Raw genomic sequence first — 18,841 nt, 5'->3', positions numbered from 1 at the left:
ATTGAAGGGGCCAAAGGCTGGGGTTTTCCCAGAATCGGAGGGGTTTGGCAAGTGCAGGGAAATGGCCAACGTGATGGTGGACCGTTCGCTGGAATGCATACAGCCGCGTTAGCGCAATCCAATGTGGGAGCTGGCTTGCCTGCGAAGGCGGTGTGTCAGTCAATGCACCTGTGACTGCACGACCGCTTTCGCAGGCAAGCCAGCTCCCACATTGAATCTGCATGCATTCAGAGGTCGCCGTGTCGACCCTTTACAACCAATGCCAGAACCGGCTCCAGAACCCGCGCCCCAACTCATCCTTGCACCCGGCATATTGGCGCGCATACATCTGCGAACGCGCCTGTACCTTGCTCGCTACCGGCGGCAGCCAGGCTTTGCTGGCGTAGGTGCGCTGGCGGTAGCCGCCCCAGCCTTCGTGGTAATTCAGGTACTGGCCGTAGGCATCGTACTTGTAGACGCCGTTGATGGTGTAGGTCTTGTCCATGTACCAGCCGATAAAGTCGATGGCGTCGTCGAAGTCTTCGCGATCAGCGCCGCTGCGGCCGGTGGCTTTGCGGTAGTCGTTCCATACTTCATCCTTGGCCTGGGCATAGCCGGAAGCGGTGGAGACGCGGCCCCAAGGGATGATCCACAGCAGGTATTTACGCGGAGTCTTGGCGTCGTGGCGAAAGCCCGATTCCTGATACATGATGGCGAACGGCACCTGGATCGGCACGCCCCAGCGCTTTTGCGTGACCTTGGCGGCGTCGTACCAGTCGTCTTTTTCGCGGAAGATACCGCAGAGGTCGTTGGGCGTGCGTGGCGGCGAGGTGCCGCACGCCGCCAACAGGGAAGTGAGTAATAACAGTCCGACGGCTTTGCCTGCGCTCAAGGGTCACCTTTGTGGGATAAGGGTAAAATGCCAGCATTTTACCCCTTCACACCGGCGGCGTCCTTGCCGCAGACATCTTTAAGCCAACGGCACGCGACGGGTAGTCAGCGCGATACGACCAATAAAGAAGCTCAACGCCGCACCCAACAGCAGCATGGCCAAGGTGCTCCAGGCCGCGCGGGACAGTTGCTTGGCAGCGACTTCACCGGCTTCACGGGCTTTCTGTTCAGCCTGTTTTTTCAGCTCATCAACCTTTTGCATGGCTTGCTGATAAGCCTGGGCATAGTTGTCGACGATCTGCGTGGCTTCTTCTTTGCTCTTGCCAGTGCGGGCCGCGACGATGTTGACCAGCGCCTCTTTATCCGCTGCATTCAATGCTGGCTCACCGGACGCTTTCACACGTTCGAACCATTGCTTGAGCTCATCACCGGCCTGGGCAGGATTGGTCGCTGCATCGGTAGCCGACTGCTTGCCATCGGCAGCTGCCTGATCGGCTTTCTGCTCGACATTGGCAGGGTCCAGTTCAGCCTTGCCGCTCTGCTTGAGCAAGGTATCCAGTTGGCCTTGCAGGCTGTTCCAGTCCAGCTCGATGCCCTGCTCGTTCAACTGTTGCTTGATGCTATTGCTAATCCCTGGCGCGGCGGCAGCAATGCCACTGCCCGCAGCAGACAGACCTTTACCCACCACGTTGCCGGCCGTACCGACCACGCTGGAAGCCAGGCCCGCCAACAGCCAAGTGGTGAACAAGGTGGTCAAGGTCCAGGTCAGCACCCCATGCAGGCCGCCACGATCCGGCGCGGTGCGGCCGGCCACGAACGCACCCAACGCGATGGCGACCAGTGTCGATACAAACAGCCAGATACCCGCACCCGTGCCAAAACCGCTCAACGGGTTGCCCGCTTCCATCGGGTCAACGGCACTGGCGCCGATAGCGGTGCCCAACACACTCAAGACCAGGTAGGTGACCAGTGCGATTGCGCTACCGGCCAGTACCGAGCTCCACGACACTCGAAACAGCGATCGATTGGTTTCATAGACAGTGGTCATACAAAGGTCCTTTTCAAATTGAGGAGCAAGGCAATGTGCCTTGATGGGTGTGAGTGTGGCGAAACGACATACGTTCAGTCCTGGCCCATATGCACCAGGTGGCCTGGTGCATTCGCACTGCCCCGTGGGCAATTACTCTGCACTATCCTGAAGCCAGGATGTCGTAACCCAATGTGCCTTGCCCTGCCCTAATCGGAGACGTTATGACCCAGGATGTTCTCGCCAAAGAAACCAACCGCCGCCAACTGCAGACCATCATCTCGGGACTGTCCGACGGTGTGATTCTGGCCGAGGTCGACCAGACCATTCTCTGGGCCAATGAAGCGGCGTTGACCATGCACGGGGTCAGCGAGGTCAAGGAACTGGGCGCCAATACCGAGGCGTACGCCAAACGCTTTGCCCTGCGCTATCGCAACAACCATCCCTTGCCACTGGACAGCTACCCCCTCAGCCGCGTGGCTGCCGGCGAAGAGTTCAGCGATGTGGTGGTGGAAGTCACACCCGCCGACGACGAACACCGCAGTTGGGTACATCGCCTGCGCAGCCTGGTGCTGACCGATGCCCAGGGTGAACCTGAGTTGCTGGTACTGATCCTCAGCGACGCCACCGAATGGGCCAGCGCCGAGCAACGCTTTGAGAAAACCTTCAACGCCAACCCGGCGCCCGCGGTGATCTGTCGTCTAAGCGACCTGCGCTACATCAAGGTCAACCAGGGTTTTTTGGAGATGACCGGCTACAACCGCGACCAGGTCATCGGCAAATCCGTGTATGAACTGGATGTGCTGGAACAGGCCGAGCGCAAGGACCTGGCGATCCAGCGCCTGGGCGAAGGCGCGACCATCCCGCAGATGCAGGCCGAACTGAGACTGCCCGAAGGTGGCAGCAAACTGGTGATTGTCGCCGGCCAACCGTTGGACATGAACGAGGAAGACTGCATGCTGTTTTCCTTCACCGACCTGGAGCCACGGCGCAAAGCCGAGATCGCCCTGCGCCAGAGCGAAGAACGCTTCGCCAAATCCTTCCGCCTGACGCCCGTACCGACCCTGGTATGCAGTGCCGACAACCGCCAGGTGGTAGACATCAACGAAGCCTTCATGAGCATCACCGGCTACATCAGCGAGGAATTGATTGGCAAATCCATCGAAGACATCAACTTCATCGACAGCCCCCAGGCCGGCGCGCAGTTGTTCGCCACCCTGGAAAAAGCCGGCAACCTTGAAGGCCAGGACCTCAAGGTGCGCAAGAAAGGCAACGAGGTGATCGACTGCGTGGTGTCCGCCGACACCGTGATTATCCAGGACGTACCCTGCTACCTGATGGTGCTGATGAACATCACCGAGCGCAAACGCTCGGAGCTGGAACTGGTGGCGGCCATCGAGGAAGTCATGCAGGACGCGTCCTGGTTCAGCCAGACCCTGATCGAGAAGCTGGCCAACGCCAAGAGCGTCAACAGCCCCAACCTGCCGAATGTTTCCTTCACCGACCTCACCGCCCGCGAGCGCGATGTATTGGGCCTGATCTGCGAAGGCCTGGCGGACAAAGAAATCGCCTCGCGCCTGAAACTGGCGCCCAACACTGTGCGTAACCATGTGGCCACGGTGTATTCCAAGCTGGGGGTGCACAGCCGTAGTGCAGCGATCGTCTGGGCCCGTGAACGCGGGCTGTTTGCCGGCGATTTGCGCCTGAAAAACAAACCCTGACCTTGCAAATGCACTAGTTCGACTAGTGCGAATTCGCCTTATTGCGCGAGGGTGCAAACAATAACCTTCAAGGGATCGTATTTATGCCTTGAAGGAACCCGCATGTTTACCCTCTCTCAACTGCGCAACTGCATCGAAGAAGGCCTGTCACCGCTGACGTGCGAATTCACCCTGTGCCGGGATGCGTCCTTGACCCTCAAGGTCTACGACGCCGAGACCGGCCGTGTCGACCTGGTGGTTACCGGCATCAGCACCAACCGCCTGCAGACCCCGCAGGAAGTGGCAAAAATGGTGGATGAGTTGCGCTACGAGCTGCAAAGCAACAACGTCGGCAAGCTCACGCTGGATGATTTGCCTTTATCGCCGCTCCCATGAAATAAAACACCCCGCCGGCAACGATAAACGCCCCCAGCATGTAGAACATGTAATGGGCCGGCAGGCTGGCCAACACCAGCCCACACAGCACCGGCCCCAGCGCCGCACCGAGGTTGGACAGGTTTTGCGCCCCGTAATACATGCCCCGCAGGTGGTCCGGGGCAATTCGGTCGATAAACATGTATTCGGCCGGAAACACGATGATCTCCCCGACGGTGAACACCGCCATCGCCAGCACCCAGCCCACCACGCTGGTGGACAGCCCGAAGCCAATCAACCCCAGCATGAACATGCTCAAGCCAGCGATCAGCCACTGGCTCAGGTAACGGTGCGAGATGCGCCGGCCAATCAAGTACTGCAAGGCAATCACTAGCACGGCGTTGGTGGTCAACACCGCGCTGATCACCGTGTAGGTGTATTCGGCGGTCGTGGTGGTCACCAGGTACTGCGACAGGTAGGCCGTGAACTGGCCGAACACCACCGCGCTGAGTAAACCGCCGAGGGTGAAACACACCAGGCGACGGTCCTGCAGCAAAACGCGGGCGACGGCAAGGAACGGCACCGGCTTTTGCGTGGTGTCCACCGCGGCCAAGTTACGGTCACCCCAGCGCCCATACAGCAGAAAAAAACCCAGCCCCAACAGCGCCGACAGAATAAACGGCAGGCTGATATCCAGCTTGGCCACCATCGCGCCAAAGAACGGCCCTACGGCATAGCCAATATTGGTAAGCGTGTACTTGATGGAAAACACTTCGCTGCGCACGTCTTCGGGCAGCAGGCTGGCGAAGCCGGCTTTCACCGCAACGTCAATGACGGCGTAGGCCAGGTTGATCAGGATCAGGCAGCCATAGAACGACCAGATATTTTGCGCCAGCACCGTGCCGATAAACCCCAGCACAAACACCAGGCTCAAGCCGAGCAACAGGCGATAACTATTGATGCGGTCGACCAGGAAACCGCCGTAGACACTGAGTAGCGAACCGACGATCAGCGAACTGCCGATTACCAGGCCGACCTGGGTAATGTCCAAGGCGAAATGGCTGGTGAGGTAGATCACGAGATAAGGAAAGGTGATGGCCTTGGCCAACGTCAGCAACAACGTGGCGCACAGCAACAGGTTCACGGTTCGGGGGTAGTTTCTGATGGTGGCAAGCATCCTGCTCTCTTTTTGTAAAGGTAACGCGACCATTGCGGTCGGTTACCTTAACGCAAGAAACATGAAACGAGCAGGTGCCCCGGCGGGATTATTTCTTGACTGGCGTAATCTCGAGGATGGTGCCGTTGGTGGTCTTGAGCAGGACGTACTTGTCGCCTACGCGCGCCCACTGGCTTTCTTCTTCGGGCTGCTTGAGGCCGCGCTTTTTCCAATCGCTGATGGCCGACTCCTTGCGCATCAGGATATCCGGAGCGCGGTCGCCTTCTTTCAAATCACGAGCGTTGATGTTTGAAGGTTGCACGGTTTCCTGAGGGGTATCGCCAGCCTGCACTACAGCACTGACGGTGGAAAAGCTGGCAGCGACCAGCAGGCAAGCGGCTAAGGTTTTCGACTTCATGGGTGCTCCTTCAATTAATGGTGCGTACCCAGGTTCCGACCGCGGCGGCGCGTAATCATTCAGCCGTATTTCCCTGCGGCCAGAGATTGCTCCCGCTGGGCTGCGCAGTGGCCCCAACCCATTCACCGCATGTTTTCAGTGGGTACGCGGTCGGGCTTTTTGGGGCCGCTTCGCGGCCCAGCGGGAGCAAGCTCCCTCGCCACAGGGGGGGTACACCGTTATAGCCAGGCGGCGTCCCAGAGCGAGTAGGCGCCAACATGCTCGACCAGTCCGGCTCGAAGTGGGTTGGCGATGATATAGCGAGCAGTCTTGATAAGGTCGTCCTCCACTCGCACCGCACGATCGTGATAACCGTTCTGCCAGAAAGCACCCTGTGTGCGACGGGCTCGGTTGATGGTCAGTGTGCTTCGCGACTTCACTCGTTTCATCACTTCAGGCAGCGTCGCGCCTCGCAATTCAAATAACCAGTGAAGATGATCCGGCATAATGACCCAAGCCAAAGAGTTGACCAGCTCAAGGTCATGGGCTCGTTTGAGCTCGGCAACCAATAGCCGCCCCAGGTAAATATCGGCAAATACCGGGCGACGTTGATAAACCACGGCAGTCACCAAATAAGCTCGACCAGGTTCTGAATAACGGCCACGTCGCAACAAATGAGAGTTGGGCTTGTGAAGCAATCCTTTGCTCCCCTGAATGGTTGAATGGTCCATTCAACCTAGCAGGCACCTGAGATGTCCCTGCCCAATACAGTTTCCCCATATTTCCCAATCCTTTGTGGCGAGGGAGCTTGCTCCCGCTGGGCTGCGCAGCAGCCCCAAAAAGCCACACCGCGCATCCACTGAACGCTTGCGGTGAATGGGTTGGGGCCGCTTCGCTGCCCAGCGGGAGCAAGCTCCCTCGCCACAAGGGTTTGCGAGCGTGAAAATAATCGTGTAATTTTTCATGAAATTATTCGAATTAAATTTCATGACCCCTCAAGAAGAACTCGCCACCCTCGCGGCGCTGATCCACGACCTGCGCAAGCACAAGAAGCTCACCCTGGCCCAACTTGCGCAAAAAATCGAACGGTCGGTGGGGTTTCTGTCCCAGGTCGAACGTGGCCTGTCGCGCCCGACCGTGGCCGATTTAACCGCCATCAGTCACGCCCTCGATGTGCCCACCACCTATTTCTACAGCCTGCCCAAACCCAAGGCGGTGGATTGGGTCACACGCCCCAACGAGCGGCGCACGGTGTATTACGCCAATGGCATCACCGACATCCTGATGTCGCCGAGCATGCACGGCGCGTTCTCGATGCTCGATAGTCTGTTGGCCCCCGGTGCCAACAGCGGTGAGCAAAGCATGAGCGACCGCGCCGAGCAGGCCGGTTTTGTGCTGGAGGGCGAGCTGACGCTGTGGGTTGAGGGTGAGCCCGATGCGGTCACCCTCTACGAAGGCGACAGTTTCCACCTCGCCAGTTTCGCCCACTGCCGCTACGCCAACCTGACCGACCTGCCCGCCCGCGTCTTGTGGGTTTACAACTAGGAGCTGCACCCGTGAAAAGCCATTCCTCCACGTTGCTGGCCGAAGTACGGAGCTTTCGCCAGAACCACCCCGACGTGCACTATGTCGACCTGATCGCCCTGGATATTCCCGGGCATTTCTACGGCAAGCGCTACCCCATGGAGATGCTTGAAAAAGTCGCCGCTGGCAGCCCGCTGAAGCTGCCGCAGAATGCGGTATTGCTGGGGGTCCAGGGGGGGTTGTTCAAGATTGGCGACTACTGCTTCAACGACGGCGACCCGGACGCCAATCGCCGATTGGTGCCCGGCACGCTCAAACCGGTGAACTGGGAGTCGCAGCCATTGGGACAAATGCTCATCACCTCGGACGGCACCGAAGCGCCCATCGAATTCGAACCCCGCGAAGTCCTGGCCAAGGTCCTGGAACGCTTGCAGCATCAGGGCATTCATCCCGTGGTGGCGTTTGAGCTGGAGTTCTACCTGTTCGATAAACAGCTGGAAAACGGCCTGCCACAATTTGCCCGCGACCCGCTCTGTGGGGATGCCGACGACCAGCCCAACCTGCATATCGAACGGCTGTCGCGTTTCAGCGACGTGCTCGACGACATGGCGCAAACCGCCAAGGACCAAGGCATCGACATCACGGTGATCACCGCCGAGATCGGCCCCGGCCAGTTCGAGATCAACTTCGGCCATTGCGATGACGGCCTGCGCGCCGCCGACTGGGCCGCCCTGTTCTGCCGCAGCACCCGTGGCGTCGCGCTCAACCATGGTTACCGCGCCAGCTTCATGGCCAAACCCTACCTGCAATTTCCCGGCAGCGGCATGCACGTGCATGTCAGCCTTTACGATGCAGCGGGCAATAACTTGCTAGCGGCCCATCAGCAGCAGCCACTGCGCCACGCCGTAGCCGGTTGCCTGGAATTGCTGCCCCACTGCATGCCGATCTTCTCGCCCAACCACAACGCCTTCCGCCGCCTGGGCGGCACGGTCAACGCTGCGACGCGGGCGAGCTGGGGCTTTGAAGACCGCGATGCCTGTGTGCGCATCCCCGAGTCCGACCCGCGCAACCTGCGGATCGAGCACCGCCTGGCCAGCGCCGATGCCAACCCTTACCTGGTGCTGGCGGCAATCCTGGTGGGCCTGGAGCACGGGCTTGAGGCCAAGCGCGAACCCATCGCGCCATTGAACGAAGACCGCAACAGCGGCACCGATTTCCCGGTGGAAATGCTCGACGCCGTGCGTGCCATGCAGCAGCAACCAATACTGCGCGACAAGCTGGGCGCGGAATTTGTCGAGGTGTATTGCGAGAACAAACGCCAGGATCACCTGGCCTTTCAACAAGAGATCCATGCGCGAGAATATCGCTGGTTTCTCTGACCCAACCATGGAAATGCAGATGAGCGACCAAGCCGCCCCGGCCCTCAAGGAAATCTTCAACATCGAACGCCTGCAACACATCGCCACCGAAATGACTGTGGTGTACCCGGCGTTCGACGCCAAGGGTTTTCTCCAGCACGCTTGCGTCGGGCTGGCCGATTTATCGGTGATGCAACGCATGGCCCGGGTCAGCGAGAGCCTGCACGCGGTGATCCCGCTGGATTATGCGCAAACCCTCAAGCTGCTTTACGCTCTGGCACCGCGCATCAACAGCGGCTTTGTCAGCCTGTTCCTGGCGCATTACGTGGCGAGTTATGGCCTGGGTGATTTCAAACGTTCAATGGCCGCGCTGAAGTTTTTCACCACCTTTGGTTCGGCCGAGTTCGCCATTCGCCACTTCTTACTGCACGATTTCGAGCGCACCTTGGCAGTGATGCAGCAATGGTCGCTGGATGGCAACGAACACGTACGCCGCCTGGCCAGTGAAGGCTCACGCCCTCGCCTGCCTTGGTCGTTTCGCCTCGCCAACGTGCAGGCCAACCCCGAGTTATGTGCGTCGATCCTGGATAACCTCAGGGCCGACAGCAGCCTCTATGTGCGCAAGTCGGTGGCCAACCACCTCAATGACATCACCAAGGACCACCCCGACTGGGTGCTCAACGTGCTCGAAGGCTGGAACCTGGCCAACGCCCACACCGCCTGGATCGCTCGCCATGCGTTGCGCAGCTTGATCAAGCAAGGGAACACCCGCGCGCTGACGATCATGGGGGCCGGAGCCAAGGCTGAGGTGACGATCCGTGGACTGAGCGTCACCCCCGCCGTGATCCGATTGGGCGAGCGGATCAATCTGTCATTCCAGCTGGAATCCACCGCCATCCACGCGCAAAAACTGGTGGTGGACTACGCCATCGACTACGTAAAAAGCGCTGGCCACAGCGCATCCAAAGTGTTCAAGCTCAAGGCTTTTACCTTGGGCGCCGGCGAACGGCAGACCATCAACCGCGAGCAGCACATCCGCGAATTGACCACGCGCAAGCACTACCCCGGCACGCATCGGATACATGTTTTGATCAACGGTGAACGCCTGGCCAGTGCAGAGTTCGAACTGCTGAAACCTTGACACAAATCAAGCAAAAGGCTCTAGCACGGGCCTTTCAGCCCGATAAATTGTCGAACAATCCTGGCCTTTGCCGTTGAGATCCATTATCATCCGGCGCCTTCTCGCTACCCGCCGGGTAGCTGTTTCAATGTGTCACCCGAGGCGCCCATGTACCGTTTTTCGTTTCACCGCCCTTTGATTGCCATCAGCCTGGGGCTGGTTTCCCATTCCGTCAGCGCAGCCCTGCAACCCATAGCCGAAGCCCCGCTGGCCAGTGACACCGAGCTGCACTGCCACTTCAACCGCGACGCCAGCACCGACTGCACCACCACTTACCGCTACACGATCCTCAAGGCCAACGGCCGCGAAATGCTTTCGCGCATCGACTTCGACTACTCCGAAGCCGACACCTTTGAAGTGGTCAGTGCACAGTCCACTCAGCCTGGCGCCAAGCCGGTCGCCCTGGCCGCCACGCAAATCGATACCCGCAGCGCACCCAACCCGGACCAAGGCTTCAGCCGCGACAAACAAACCTCCCTGGCCTTCCCCAACCTGCGCGTGGGCACGCAGATCCGCTACACGGTACGCCAGCATTACCCGGCCAAACCGCTGATGACCCAGTTCCACTATGTGCTCAAATTCGGGCCCAGCTCAGCCCGCCGCGATCGCTTCAAGGCGCGCTTTACCGCCGAACGGCCGATGCAGTGGCGCAGCGAATTGTTCGACGGTTTCAAGGTAACGCCTTCGAGCAACGGCAAGACCCTGGACGTGGTGCAAAAAGCCCCGACCTACCTCAACTACATCAATGAATCCTCCGCTGCCACCCTGCTGCGCGTCCCACGCCTGGAAGTGGGGAGCGCCGTGGACCGCCAGGCGTACTTCGGTGATTTCGCCCAGCGTTACAACCAGATCCTCGGCGCCACCCTGCCGGCGCAAGCCGCCGCCGCCGTGGCCGCCGCACGCAGCCTGGCGCCAGCTGAGCAAGTCGCGGCAATGATGCAGCACATCAATGATCATTACCGCTACCTGGGTGACTGGCGGGCGACCGAGCGCGGCTATGTGCCGTTCAGCCTGGCGGAAATCGAGCAGCACGGCTATGGCGACTGCAAGGACCTGGCGACGCTGTTGACGGCCATGCTCAAGGCCAGTGGCATCAAGGCTGAGACCGCGTGGGTCAGCCGTGGCGACGTGGTCGATGCCCTGCTGATTCCTGGCACCCAGGCGCCGAACCACGCCATCGTGCGTGCCGAAGTGAATGGCCAGGTGTGGTGGCTTGACCCGACCAACCCGGTCTTTGCCCCAGGCCAGACCATGCCCGATATTCAAGACCGCTGGGTATTGGTCAACGACGCCCAGGGCCAGGTGCGTGAAGAACACATCCCACTGGAGCGCCCCGAAGTCTCGATACGCCTGGACAAACAGGTGCAGTACGGCAAAGAGGGAGATGGCGCGGTCAAGGCGACTATTACCTTCAGCCGCCTGCCGCTGATGCAACTGAGCGTCGCAGACCGCCAGCAAGGCACCACCGCCACCGACCAGAACATCTGCGCCAACTTCGGCAACGATATCAGCGACTGCCAGATCACCCGCGAACCCACCCGCTTTGTGGTGCATGACGGCTACAGCGTCACCGCTCGCATGAACGATCAGCGCGCCCTGGAAAAACTGGCCAATGACTATGTCTACACCGACCCGTCCTTGAAAGACCGCTGGGAGGGCTACATCAACTATCGCCGCCAGGGGCAAAAGGCTGACCTTTACCTGGGCAATCCTGAAACCTATGACTACACCTACACCCTGGCAGGCGGGAAGATGGAAAAAGCCATCCCCGGCTGCAAGGTGCGCTCGCCCTGGTACGACCTCGACCTGGACGGAAAACTGGAGGACGGCTCGCTGCGCTATCACTATCGTCTGAGCCAGAAAAAGCGCTGGCTGACCCATGCCGAAGTCACCAGCGATGCGTTCGGAAAGATGATTGAAGAGGCCCGGGCCTGTGCCGAGCAGGTGCATCAGGTGGTGAAACTCTAAGCTGCCCCTGACCCACCCCGATCCAAATGTGGGAGCTGGCTTGCCTGCGATGACGGCCGGTCAGCTTGCCCATCGGTGACTGACACACCGCCATCACAGGCAAGCCAGCCCCCACATTTTAATCCGTGTGTGTGTCAGCGGGATTCGCCGAGCAACAAGCCCTGCTCCCTTGCGCACAGCTCCACCACATAATCCCACAACACCCGCAACCGCACCGACTTGTGCAGCTCCCGGCGCGAACTGATCCAATAGCTGCGCTGGATACCCTCCGCCGGCAGCAACGGCACCAACTCTCCATCCCCAGCCGCCATGAAACATGGCAACACCGCAATGCCCAACCCCGAACGCGCCGCCTGGTGCTGGGCGATCACGCTGGTGCTGTGGAACACCACCCGGGGGCTACGGCAGAAGCTGTTGAGGAACTTCAATTCCTGGCTGAACAGCAGGTCATCGACATAATCGATCCAGGCATGGGCAGAGAGGTCTTCACGTTTTTCGATGGGCGGGTTACGCGCCAGGTAGGCACGGCTGGCGTACAGCGCCAGACGATAATCGGTGAGTTTGCGCGTCACCAGTTGATCGGCGCTGGGGCGTTCCAAGTGAATGCTGATCTCCGCTTCGCGATTGAGGATGCTGACGAAACGCGGCACCGCGACCAGCTCCACCTCCAATCCTGGATAGCGTTCAAACAACCCGCCCATGCGTGCGGCCAGAAACATAACCCCCAGCCCTTCGGCTACGCCAAGGCGAATCTTGCCCAGGGGGGCCGCAGAGTGGGTGAGCTCGTCTTCGGCCAGCAGTGCCACATTTTCCATAGCCTCGGCATGTTTGAGCAATGCTTCGCCGGCAGGCGTCAGTTCATAGCCCTGGGCGTGCTGTACGAACAGCGCCGTGCCGAGGCTTTTCTCGATGGCGTCGATGTGCCGCGCCACGGTGGCATGCGTGGTTTTCAGGCGTTGGGCGGCGGTGAGCAGGCGGCCACTGCGCTGCAACTCGAGAAAAAACCGCAGGTCATTCCAGTCGAACATATCGCCTCCAGAGCCTGGGCCAGCCGGCGTTGTTTAAAAACGCACAGCGGGTGGGTAAAAACTAACATTTTTAAGACGAAAACTAACAACTAGGATGGGCCCAATAAGAAAAACAAGCGAGACCCCAGATGCCCAATGCAACTGCTGAATACGATTACATCGTCGTCGGCGCCGGCCCTGCCGGATGCCTGCTGGCCAATCGTCTGTCCGCCAACCCGGCTCACCGTGTCCTGCTGCTGGAAGCCGGTGGCCGCGACAACTACCCCTGGATCCATATCCCCGTCGGCTACCTGTTCTGCATCGGCAACCCACGCACCGATTGGTGCTTCAAGACCCAACCCCAAGCCGGCCTGCAGGGGCGCGCCTTGAGTTACCCAAGGGGCAAAGTGCTGGGCGGCTGCTCGTCCATCAACGGCATGATCTACATGCGCGGCCAGGCCCAGGACTACGATGGCTGGGCGGCGGCGGGCAACGCGGGCTGGGCCTGGAAAGACGTGCTGCCGCTGTTCAAACAGAGCGAAAACCATTTTGCCGGCGGCTCTGAATTCCACAGCGAGGGCGGTGAGTGGCGCGTCGAGCAACAGCGCCTGTCGTGGCCGATCCTCGATGCGTTTCGTGAGGCGGCGGCTCAAAGCGGCATCGCCAATATCAATGACTTCAACCAGGGCGATAACGAGGGCTGCGGTTACTTCCAGGTCAACCAGAAAGCCGGTGTGCGCTGGAATGCGGCCAAGGCGTTCCTCAAGCCCATCCGCCAGCGCCCCAACCTCACCGTGCTGACTGAGGTAGAGGTTGAGCGTGTGCTACTGGATAACGGTCGCGCTGCCCAAGTACTGGGGCGTCAACACGGCCAGTCGATGAACTGGAAGGCGCGCAAGGAGATTGTGCTGTGCGCCGGCTCCGTGGGGTCGCCGGGGATTCTTCAACGCTCAGGGATCGGCCCTTCCCATGTGCTCAAGCCGCTGGGTATCAACGTGGTGCACGAGCTGCCAGGCGTTGGCGGCAACCTGCAAGATCACCTGCAACTGCGCCTGATCTACAAACTGGAAAATGCCCGCACCCTGAACCAGATCGCCGGTACCTTGTGGGGCAAGATGGGCATGGGCCTGCGCTACCTGTACGACCGCAGCGGCCCGCTGTCGATGGCGCCCAGCCAGCTTGGCGCGTTTGCCCGCTCCGGCCCGGAGCAGACCTCCGCCAACCTGCAATACCATGTGCAGCCACTGTCCCTGGAACGCTTTGGCGAACCGTTGCACGGCTTCCCGGCATTTACCGCGTCGGTCTGCGACCTGCGCCCGCAAAGTCGCGGCCGGGTGGATATCCGTTCGACCAACCCGGCGGATGCGCCGCTGATACAGCCTAATTACCTCAGCCACCCCGAGGACTTGCGCGTGGCCGCCGACGCTATTCGCCTGACCCGGCGCATCGTCGCCGCTCCGGCCCTGAGCCAGTTCAAACCGGTGGAATACCTGCCCGGCGAAGCCCTGCAAACTGAAGAACAACTGCACGAGGCCGCCGCACGGATCGGCACCACGATTTTCCATCCGGTGGGCACCTGCCGCATGGGCGATGACAAAGACGCCGTGGTCGACAGCCAGCTGCGCGTACACGGCATTCCCGGCCTGCGCATTGCCGATGCGTCGATCATGCCGCGCATCACCTCCGGCAATACCTGCTCACCCACGCTGATGATCGCGGAGAAGGCCGCGCAGCTGATCCTGTCACCCAACACTGTAGGAGCGAGCTTGCTCGCGAAAAACCCACCAGCACCGCGCACCACAGGGCACCCCGCGTAACCATTAACGCTATATGAAGTTGAAAAACACCGGCGCCGAGGTCAGCGCCGACAGTGGAACAACAATAAATAATCACTGTGAGGGACACCCGATGTCAGAGCATGCTCAACCCCTGGGCTCGGCGGCCAGTGCAAGTACCGCCAACGAATCAAGAAAGGTCATCTTCGCCTCCTCTTTGGGGACGGTGTTCGAGTGGTATGACTTTTTCCTCTACGGCGCCCTGGCGGCGGTGATCAGCAAGCAGTTCTTTGCCGGGGTCAACGACACCACGGCGTTTATCTTTGCCTTGATGGCCTTTGCCGCAGGCTTTGTAGTGCGGCCATTCGGTGCGCTGGTGTTCGGCCGCCTGGGCGATATGATCGGGCGCAAATATACCTTCCTCGTGACCATCATCCTGATGGGCGTGGCAACCTTCTGCGTCGGGTTGCTGCCGACCTACGCCAGCATCGGCATTGCTGCGCCGATCATCCTCATTGTGCTGCGCATGCTGCAGGGCCTGGCGCTGGGCGGTGAGTACGGTGGCGCCGCCACCTACGTGGCCGAGCATGCGCCACCGGGCAAGCGCGGCCTGCACACCAGCTGGATTCAATCCACCGCCACCCTCGGCCTGCTGCTGTCGCTGCTGGTAGTGCTGGCCTGCCGTTACTTCACCGGCGATCAGTTCGAAGTGTGGGGCTGGCGCATTCCGTTCCTGTTTTCCATCGTGCTGCTGGGCATCTCGACCTGGATCCGCATGAGCCTGCACGAGTCGCCCGCCTTCTTGAAGATGAAAGAGGAAGGCAAGGCCTGCAAGGCGCCGATTCGCGAGTCCTTCGGCAAATGGGAAAACCTCAAGGTGGTGCTGATCGCCCTATTCAGCATCAACGGCGGGCAGGCGGTGACCTTCTACGCGGCGCAGTTTTATGTGCTGTTCTTCCTCACCCAGTTTCTGCGCATGGACCCGGCCCTGGCCAATATGCTGTTGATCATCAGCGTGGTGATCGGCGCGCCATTCTTTATCCTGTTTGGCTGGCTGTCGGACAAGGTCGGGCGCAAGCCGGTGCTGATGCTCGGCCTGCTGTTGGCGACCGCGCTGTACTTCCCGATCTTCAAGGGCCTGGCGCACTACACCAACCCCGCAATGGACCAGGCCAGCCAACAGGCGCCGATCACCGTACTGGCCGACCCGGCCACCTGCACCTTCCAGTTCGACCCAGTAGGCAAGGCTCGTTTTGACAGCCCCTGCGACAAGGTCAAGACCTTCCTGGTCAAACAAGGCCTGCCCTACAGCAGCGCCGCCGCCCCTGCGGGCAGCCCGGTGCAAGTGAGCGTCGGCGATGTGCGTATCGACGGCTTTGATGAAGCGGCCCTGCGTGGCGCCGTGGCCCTGGCCGGTTACCCGTCATCGGCGGATGTGGCCCAGGTCAACAAGCTGATGGTGGTGGTGCTGATCGTGGTGCTGATCTTCATCGCCGCCATGTGCTACGGGCCCTTGGCGGCGCTGATGGTGGAGCTGTTTCCGACGCGCATCCGCTATACCTCGATGTCCCTGCCCTACCACATCGGTAACGGTTGGTTTGGCGGGTTCCTGCCGACGGTGTCGTTTGCCTTGGTGGTGTACACCGGCGATATCTTCTATGGGTTGTGGTACCCGGTGGTGGTGACGGGCGTGAGCCTGATCGTCGGGTTGTTCTGCCTCAAGGAAACCCGGCATGTGGATATCGAAAACAACTGATACCTCTGCCCTGTAGGAGCGAGCTTGCTCGCGAAGAATCTGAGAGCAACGCGGGGCACCAGGCGCCCCGCGTCATCGTTAACGACCTTCGCGAGCAAGCTCGCTCCTACAGCGGCGTATGGCACCCACACAAATTGCTGTACATCCATACAGATAATGATTGCTCAAACCCCTTCAAATAAGCATCCTGCAAGGCATCAACCCGATCTGATGTGATGACCATGCGGCTGTACCTCTGTGAAAAACCCTCCCAGGCCAAGGATATCGCGGCCGTGCTCGGCGCCAGCCGCCGCGGCGATGGGTGCTGGCTGGGGAATGGAGTCACGGTCACCTGGTGTATCGGCCACCTGCTGGAAACCGCCCCGCCCGACGCCTACGACGCCAAATACAAACGCTGGGTGCTGGCCGACCTGCCGATCGTCCCGGATAAATGGAAAATGCTGGTCAAGCCCAAGACCGCCAGCCAATACAAGGCCGTCAAGCGCTTGCTGGGGGAAGCCCAGGAACTGGTGATCGCCACCGACGCCGACCGTGAAGGCGAGATGATCGCCCGTGAACTGGTGGAACACTGCCGCTACCGCGGGCCGATCCAGCGGCTGTGGCTGTCGGCCCTCGACGACGCCTCCATTCGCAAGGCCCTGGCGGCGCTCAAACCCGGTGCAGAAACCTTCAGCCTGTATCACTCGGCCCTGGGGCGCTCGCGCGCCGACTGGCTGATCGGCATGAACATGAGCCGCCTGTTTACCCTGCTGGGGCGCCAATCCGGTTACCAGGGCGTACTCCCGGTAGGCCGGGTGCAAACCCCGACCCTGCGCCTGGTGGTGGACCGTGATCGCAGCATTGCCGACTTCGTGCCGGTGGCCTACTGGGCCATTGATGTCGACCTGCGCCACGATCACATCACCTTCACCGCCCAATGGCGCGCCCCTGAAGATGCCTGTGACGACCAGGGCCGTTGCCTCAACCCGCAACTGGCGCGGGACACCGCCGACGCCATGCTCAACGCCGCCACGGCGCGGCTGGTGAAGCTGCGTACCGAGCGCATGCGCGAAGTGGCGCCCCTGCCCTTCGACCTCGGCACCTTGCAGGAGATCTGTTCGAAAAAGCTCGGCCTGGGTGCCCAGGAAACCCTGGATATCGCCCAATCCCTGTACGAAACCCACAAGGCCATCACCTACCCGCGCAGCGATTGCGGCTACCTGCCATTGAGCCAGCACAGTGAAGCGCCGAAGATCCTTGCGGCGCTGGGCCGTGCGGACACGGCGGTCAACGAGCTGATGTCGCACATCGACCCTCGGCGCCGTTCGCGGGCCTGGAACGACGCGAAAGTCAGCGCCCACCACGGCATCATCCCCACCGGAGCCGGCAAGGAGGTCAGCCAACTGACCGGCAAGCACCGTGCGGTCTATACGCTGATTCGTGCGCGCTACCTGGCGCAGTTCCTGCCCAACCATGAATACGACCGCACCCAGGCCGATTTCGACTGTGCCGGCCAGGCGTTGCGCGCGGTGGGCAAAGTCATTATTGAAGCGGGCTGGAAACGCGCCTTGCCCGAAGCGCTGGCACCCGCCAAAGGTCGCGAAGCGCCTGCGCCCCAAGCTTTGCCGACGCTGGTGCAGGGCCTCGACTACGCCGTGGCCAAGGTCAACCTCAAGGACCTGTGGACCCAGCCGCCCAAGCCCTTTACCGAAGGCGACCTGATCAAGGCCATGAAAAACGTCGCCAAGCTGGTGGAGGACCCATTGCTCAAGCAAAAACTCAAGGACACCACGGGCATCGGCACCGAGGCCACACGCGCCGGGATCATCCAGGGCTTGCTGGATCGCGGTTATCTGGTGAAAAACGGCAAGGCCCTGTCGGCAACCCCGGCCGCGTTCAGCCTGATCGACGCGGTACCCCGGGCCATCGCCGACCCCGGCACCACCGCCATCTGGGAACAGGCGCTGGACATGGTGCAAAGCGGCGAAATGAGCCTGGAGGAATTCGTCGCCAAGCAAGCGGCGTGGATGAGCAAGCAGGTGGCACGCTGTAACGGCATGCGCATGACTATCACTGGCCCCGCCAGCCCGGCTGGCCGAGGTGCAACGCCGTGGAAAAAGAAGCGCAAGGCCGCCCCACGTAAAGCTGGCACCAGCCCCAAGCGCGGAAAAAAACCGGCAAATGCGGGATAAATACCGAAAAAAACTGGCACATGACGTTTTTCGACAGGTTTAACGCCGCATTGGCCCTTGCTCCGGCGGGTTCGGTCTAGGATTCTGTAGGGGATCTGGACTACCAACAACAACACCGGAGTGGCCGCCATGAAGACCGTTGCACAACTGCTGAAAGCCAAGGACCAGAAAAACCAGGACGTCCACACGATCAAATGGGACCACACCGTGTTTGAAGCGCTGGTGCGGATGTCCGAGAAAAACGTCGGTGCCTTGCCAGTGGTCAGGGATGACGTGGTGGTCGGCATCATCAGTGAACGGGATTACGCACGTAAAATCATGCTCAAGGGCCTCTCGTCAGTTACCACCAAGGTCCATGAGGTGATGAGCTCGCCGGTGATCACTGTGGATACTCACAAGAGTGTCGAGGAATGCATGAACATCATGACCGACAGTCACCTGCGCCACCTGCCGGTGGTCGAAGACGGCAAACTGCTGGGCCTGCTGTCTATCGGTGACCTGGTCAAGGAAGCAATTGCCGAACAAGCGGCCTTGATCCAGCAGCTGGAACAGTACATCCGCGGCGAATAGGGGGAAC

16 protein-coding genes are annotated in these 18,841 nt (G+C 60.5%); 10 read left to right on the top strand and 6 right to left on the bottom strand.

The window, feature by feature from the left end; translation table 11 throughout:
- Positions 1-250: 250 nt before the first annotated feature.
- Positions 251-871, bottom strand: a complete 621-nt coding sequence (locus tag JJD66_RS09950) for a transglycosylase SLT domain-containing protein (protein WP_034127075.1) — start codon at positions 869-871, stop codon at positions 251-253.
- A 78-nt stretch (positions 872-949) separates the two neighbouring features.
- On the bottom strand, positions 950-1,918 hold the full coding sequence (locus JJD66_RS09945) for a hypothetical protein (RefSeq protein ID WP_200648055.1): 969 nt from the start codon (positions 1,916-1,918) through the stop codon (positions 950-952).
- A gap of 203 nt (positions 1,919-2,121) precedes the next feature.
- On the opposite strand from JJD66_RS09945, the gene JJD66_RS09940 reads away from it, so the two are divergent.
- Positions 2,122-3,618: a PAS domain S-box protein gene (locus JJD66_RS09940; protein WP_014717983.1), complete on the top strand. Its 1,497-nt coding sequence runs from the start codon at positions 2,122-2,124 to the stop codon at positions 3,616-3,618.
- A gap of 102 nt (positions 3,619-3,720) precedes the next feature.
- Positions 3,721-3,993 (top strand): DUF1652 domain-containing protein, encoded by a 273-nt coding sequence (locus JJD66_RS09935; protein ID WP_003190355.1) that lies wholly within the window; start codon positions 3,721-3,723, stop codon positions 3,991-3,993.
- Here JJD66_RS09935 and JJD66_RS09930 read toward each other — a convergent pair.
- From JJD66_RS09930 to JJD66_RS09920, 3 genes are all read right to left on the bottom strand, one after another.
- On the bottom strand, positions 3,956-5,149 hold the full coding sequence (locus tag JJD66_RS09930; RefSeq protein WP_200648054.1) for an MFS transporter: 1,194 nt from the start codon (positions 5,147-5,149) through the stop codon (positions 3,956-3,958). The genes JJD66_RS09935 and JJD66_RS09930 overlap by 38 nt on opposite strands.
- 88 nt (positions 5,150-5,237) lie before the next feature.
- Positions 5,238-5,546 carry an RcnB family protein gene (locus JJD66_RS09925; protein WP_056787665.1) on the bottom strand — a complete coding sequence of 103 codons (309 nt, stop codon included), beginning with the start codon at positions 5,544-5,546 and terminating at the stop codon, positions 5,238-5,240.
- Between the two features lie 218 nt (positions 5,547-5,764).
- A complete protein-coding gene (locus JJD66_RS09920) occupies positions 5,765-6,256 on the bottom strand; it encodes an REP-associated tyrosine transposase (protein ID WP_234452194.1) in 492 nt (163 codons plus the stop codon).
- Positions 6,257-6,512: 256 nt separating this feature from the next.
- Between JJD66_RS09920 and JJD66_RS09915 the strand changes: the two genes are divergently transcribed.
- The 4 genes from JJD66_RS09915 to JJD66_RS09900 all read left to right on the top strand — a co-directional run bounded on the left by JJD66_RS09915 (position 6,513) and on the right by JJD66_RS09900 (position 11,555).
- Entirely contained in the window at positions 6,513-7,070 is a 558-nt protein-coding gene (locus JJD66_RS09915) for a helix-turn-helix domain-containing protein (RefSeq protein WP_034127262.1), read from the top strand.
- 11 nt (positions 7,071-7,081) lie between these two features.
- The gene (locus tag JJD66_RS09910) at positions 7,082-8,428 is read left to right on the top strand and encodes a glutamine synthetase family protein (RefSeq protein ID WP_200648053.1); all 1,347 of its coding nucleotides are present in this window, start codon (positions 7,082-7,084) and stop codon (positions 8,426-8,428) included.
- A 19-nt stretch (positions 8,429-8,447) separates the two neighbouring features.
- Positions 8,448-9,548, top strand: coding sequence for a DNA alkylation repair protein (locus tag JJD66_RS09905; protein WP_105226402.1), 1,101 nt, complete (start codon positions 8,448-8,450; stop codon positions 9,546-9,548).
- Positions 9,549-9,695: 147 nt separating this feature from the next.
- Entirely contained in the window at positions 9,696-11,555 is a 1,860-nt protein-coding gene (locus JJD66_RS09900; protein ID WP_200648052.1) for a DUF3857 domain-containing transglutaminase family protein, read from the top strand.
- Between the two features lie 134 nt (positions 11,556-11,689).
- Here the strand turns inward: JJD66_RS09900 and JJD66_RS09895 are convergent, their stop codons facing one another.
- Entirely contained in the window at positions 11,690-12,583 is an 894-nt protein-coding gene (locus tag JJD66_RS09895) for a LysR family transcriptional regulator (protein ID WP_034127066.1), read from the bottom strand.
- Between the two features lie 128 nt (positions 12,584-12,711).
- On the opposite strand from JJD66_RS09895, the gene JJD66_RS09890 reads away from it, so the two are divergent.
- The 4 genes from JJD66_RS09890 (at position 12,712) to JJD66_RS09875 (ending at position 18,834) form a co-directional block, all read left to right on the top strand.
- Positions 12,712-14,379, top strand: coding sequence for a GMC family oxidoreductase (locus JJD66_RS09890; RefSeq protein WP_200648051.1), 1,668 nt, complete (start codon positions 12,712-12,714; stop codon positions 14,377-14,379).
- 91 nt (positions 14,380-14,470) lie between these two features.
- Positions 14,471-16,093: an MFS transporter gene (locus tag JJD66_RS09885; RefSeq protein WP_032892452.1), complete on the top strand. Its 1,623-nt coding sequence runs from the start codon at positions 14,471-14,473 to the stop codon at positions 16,091-16,093.
- A gap of 221 nt (positions 16,094-16,314) precedes the next feature.
- Complete coding sequence (locus tag JJD66_RS09880; protein WP_200648050.1) at positions 16,315-18,264, top strand: DNA topoisomerase III; 1,950 nt, start codon at positions 16,315-16,317, stop codon at positions 18,262-18,264.
- Between the two features lie 129 nt (positions 18,265-18,393).
- Positions 18,394-18,834 (top strand): CBS domain-containing protein, encoded by a 441-nt coding sequence (locus tag JJD66_RS09875; RefSeq protein ID WP_034127063.1) that lies wholly within the window; start codon positions 18,394-18,396, stop codon positions 18,832-18,834.
- The last annotated feature ends 7 nt before the right edge of the window (positions 18,835-18,841 follow it).

The organism is Pseudomonas sp. MF6751 (genome assembly GCF_016613265.1).
Classification (GTDB): Bacteria; Pseudomonadota; Gammaproteobacteria; order Pseudomonadales; family Pseudomonadaceae; genus Aquipseudomonas; species Aquipseudomonas fluorescens_BV.
Note: the sequence above shows the minus strand (reverse complement) of the source record. Positions and strands in the feature narration are given on the sequence as shown.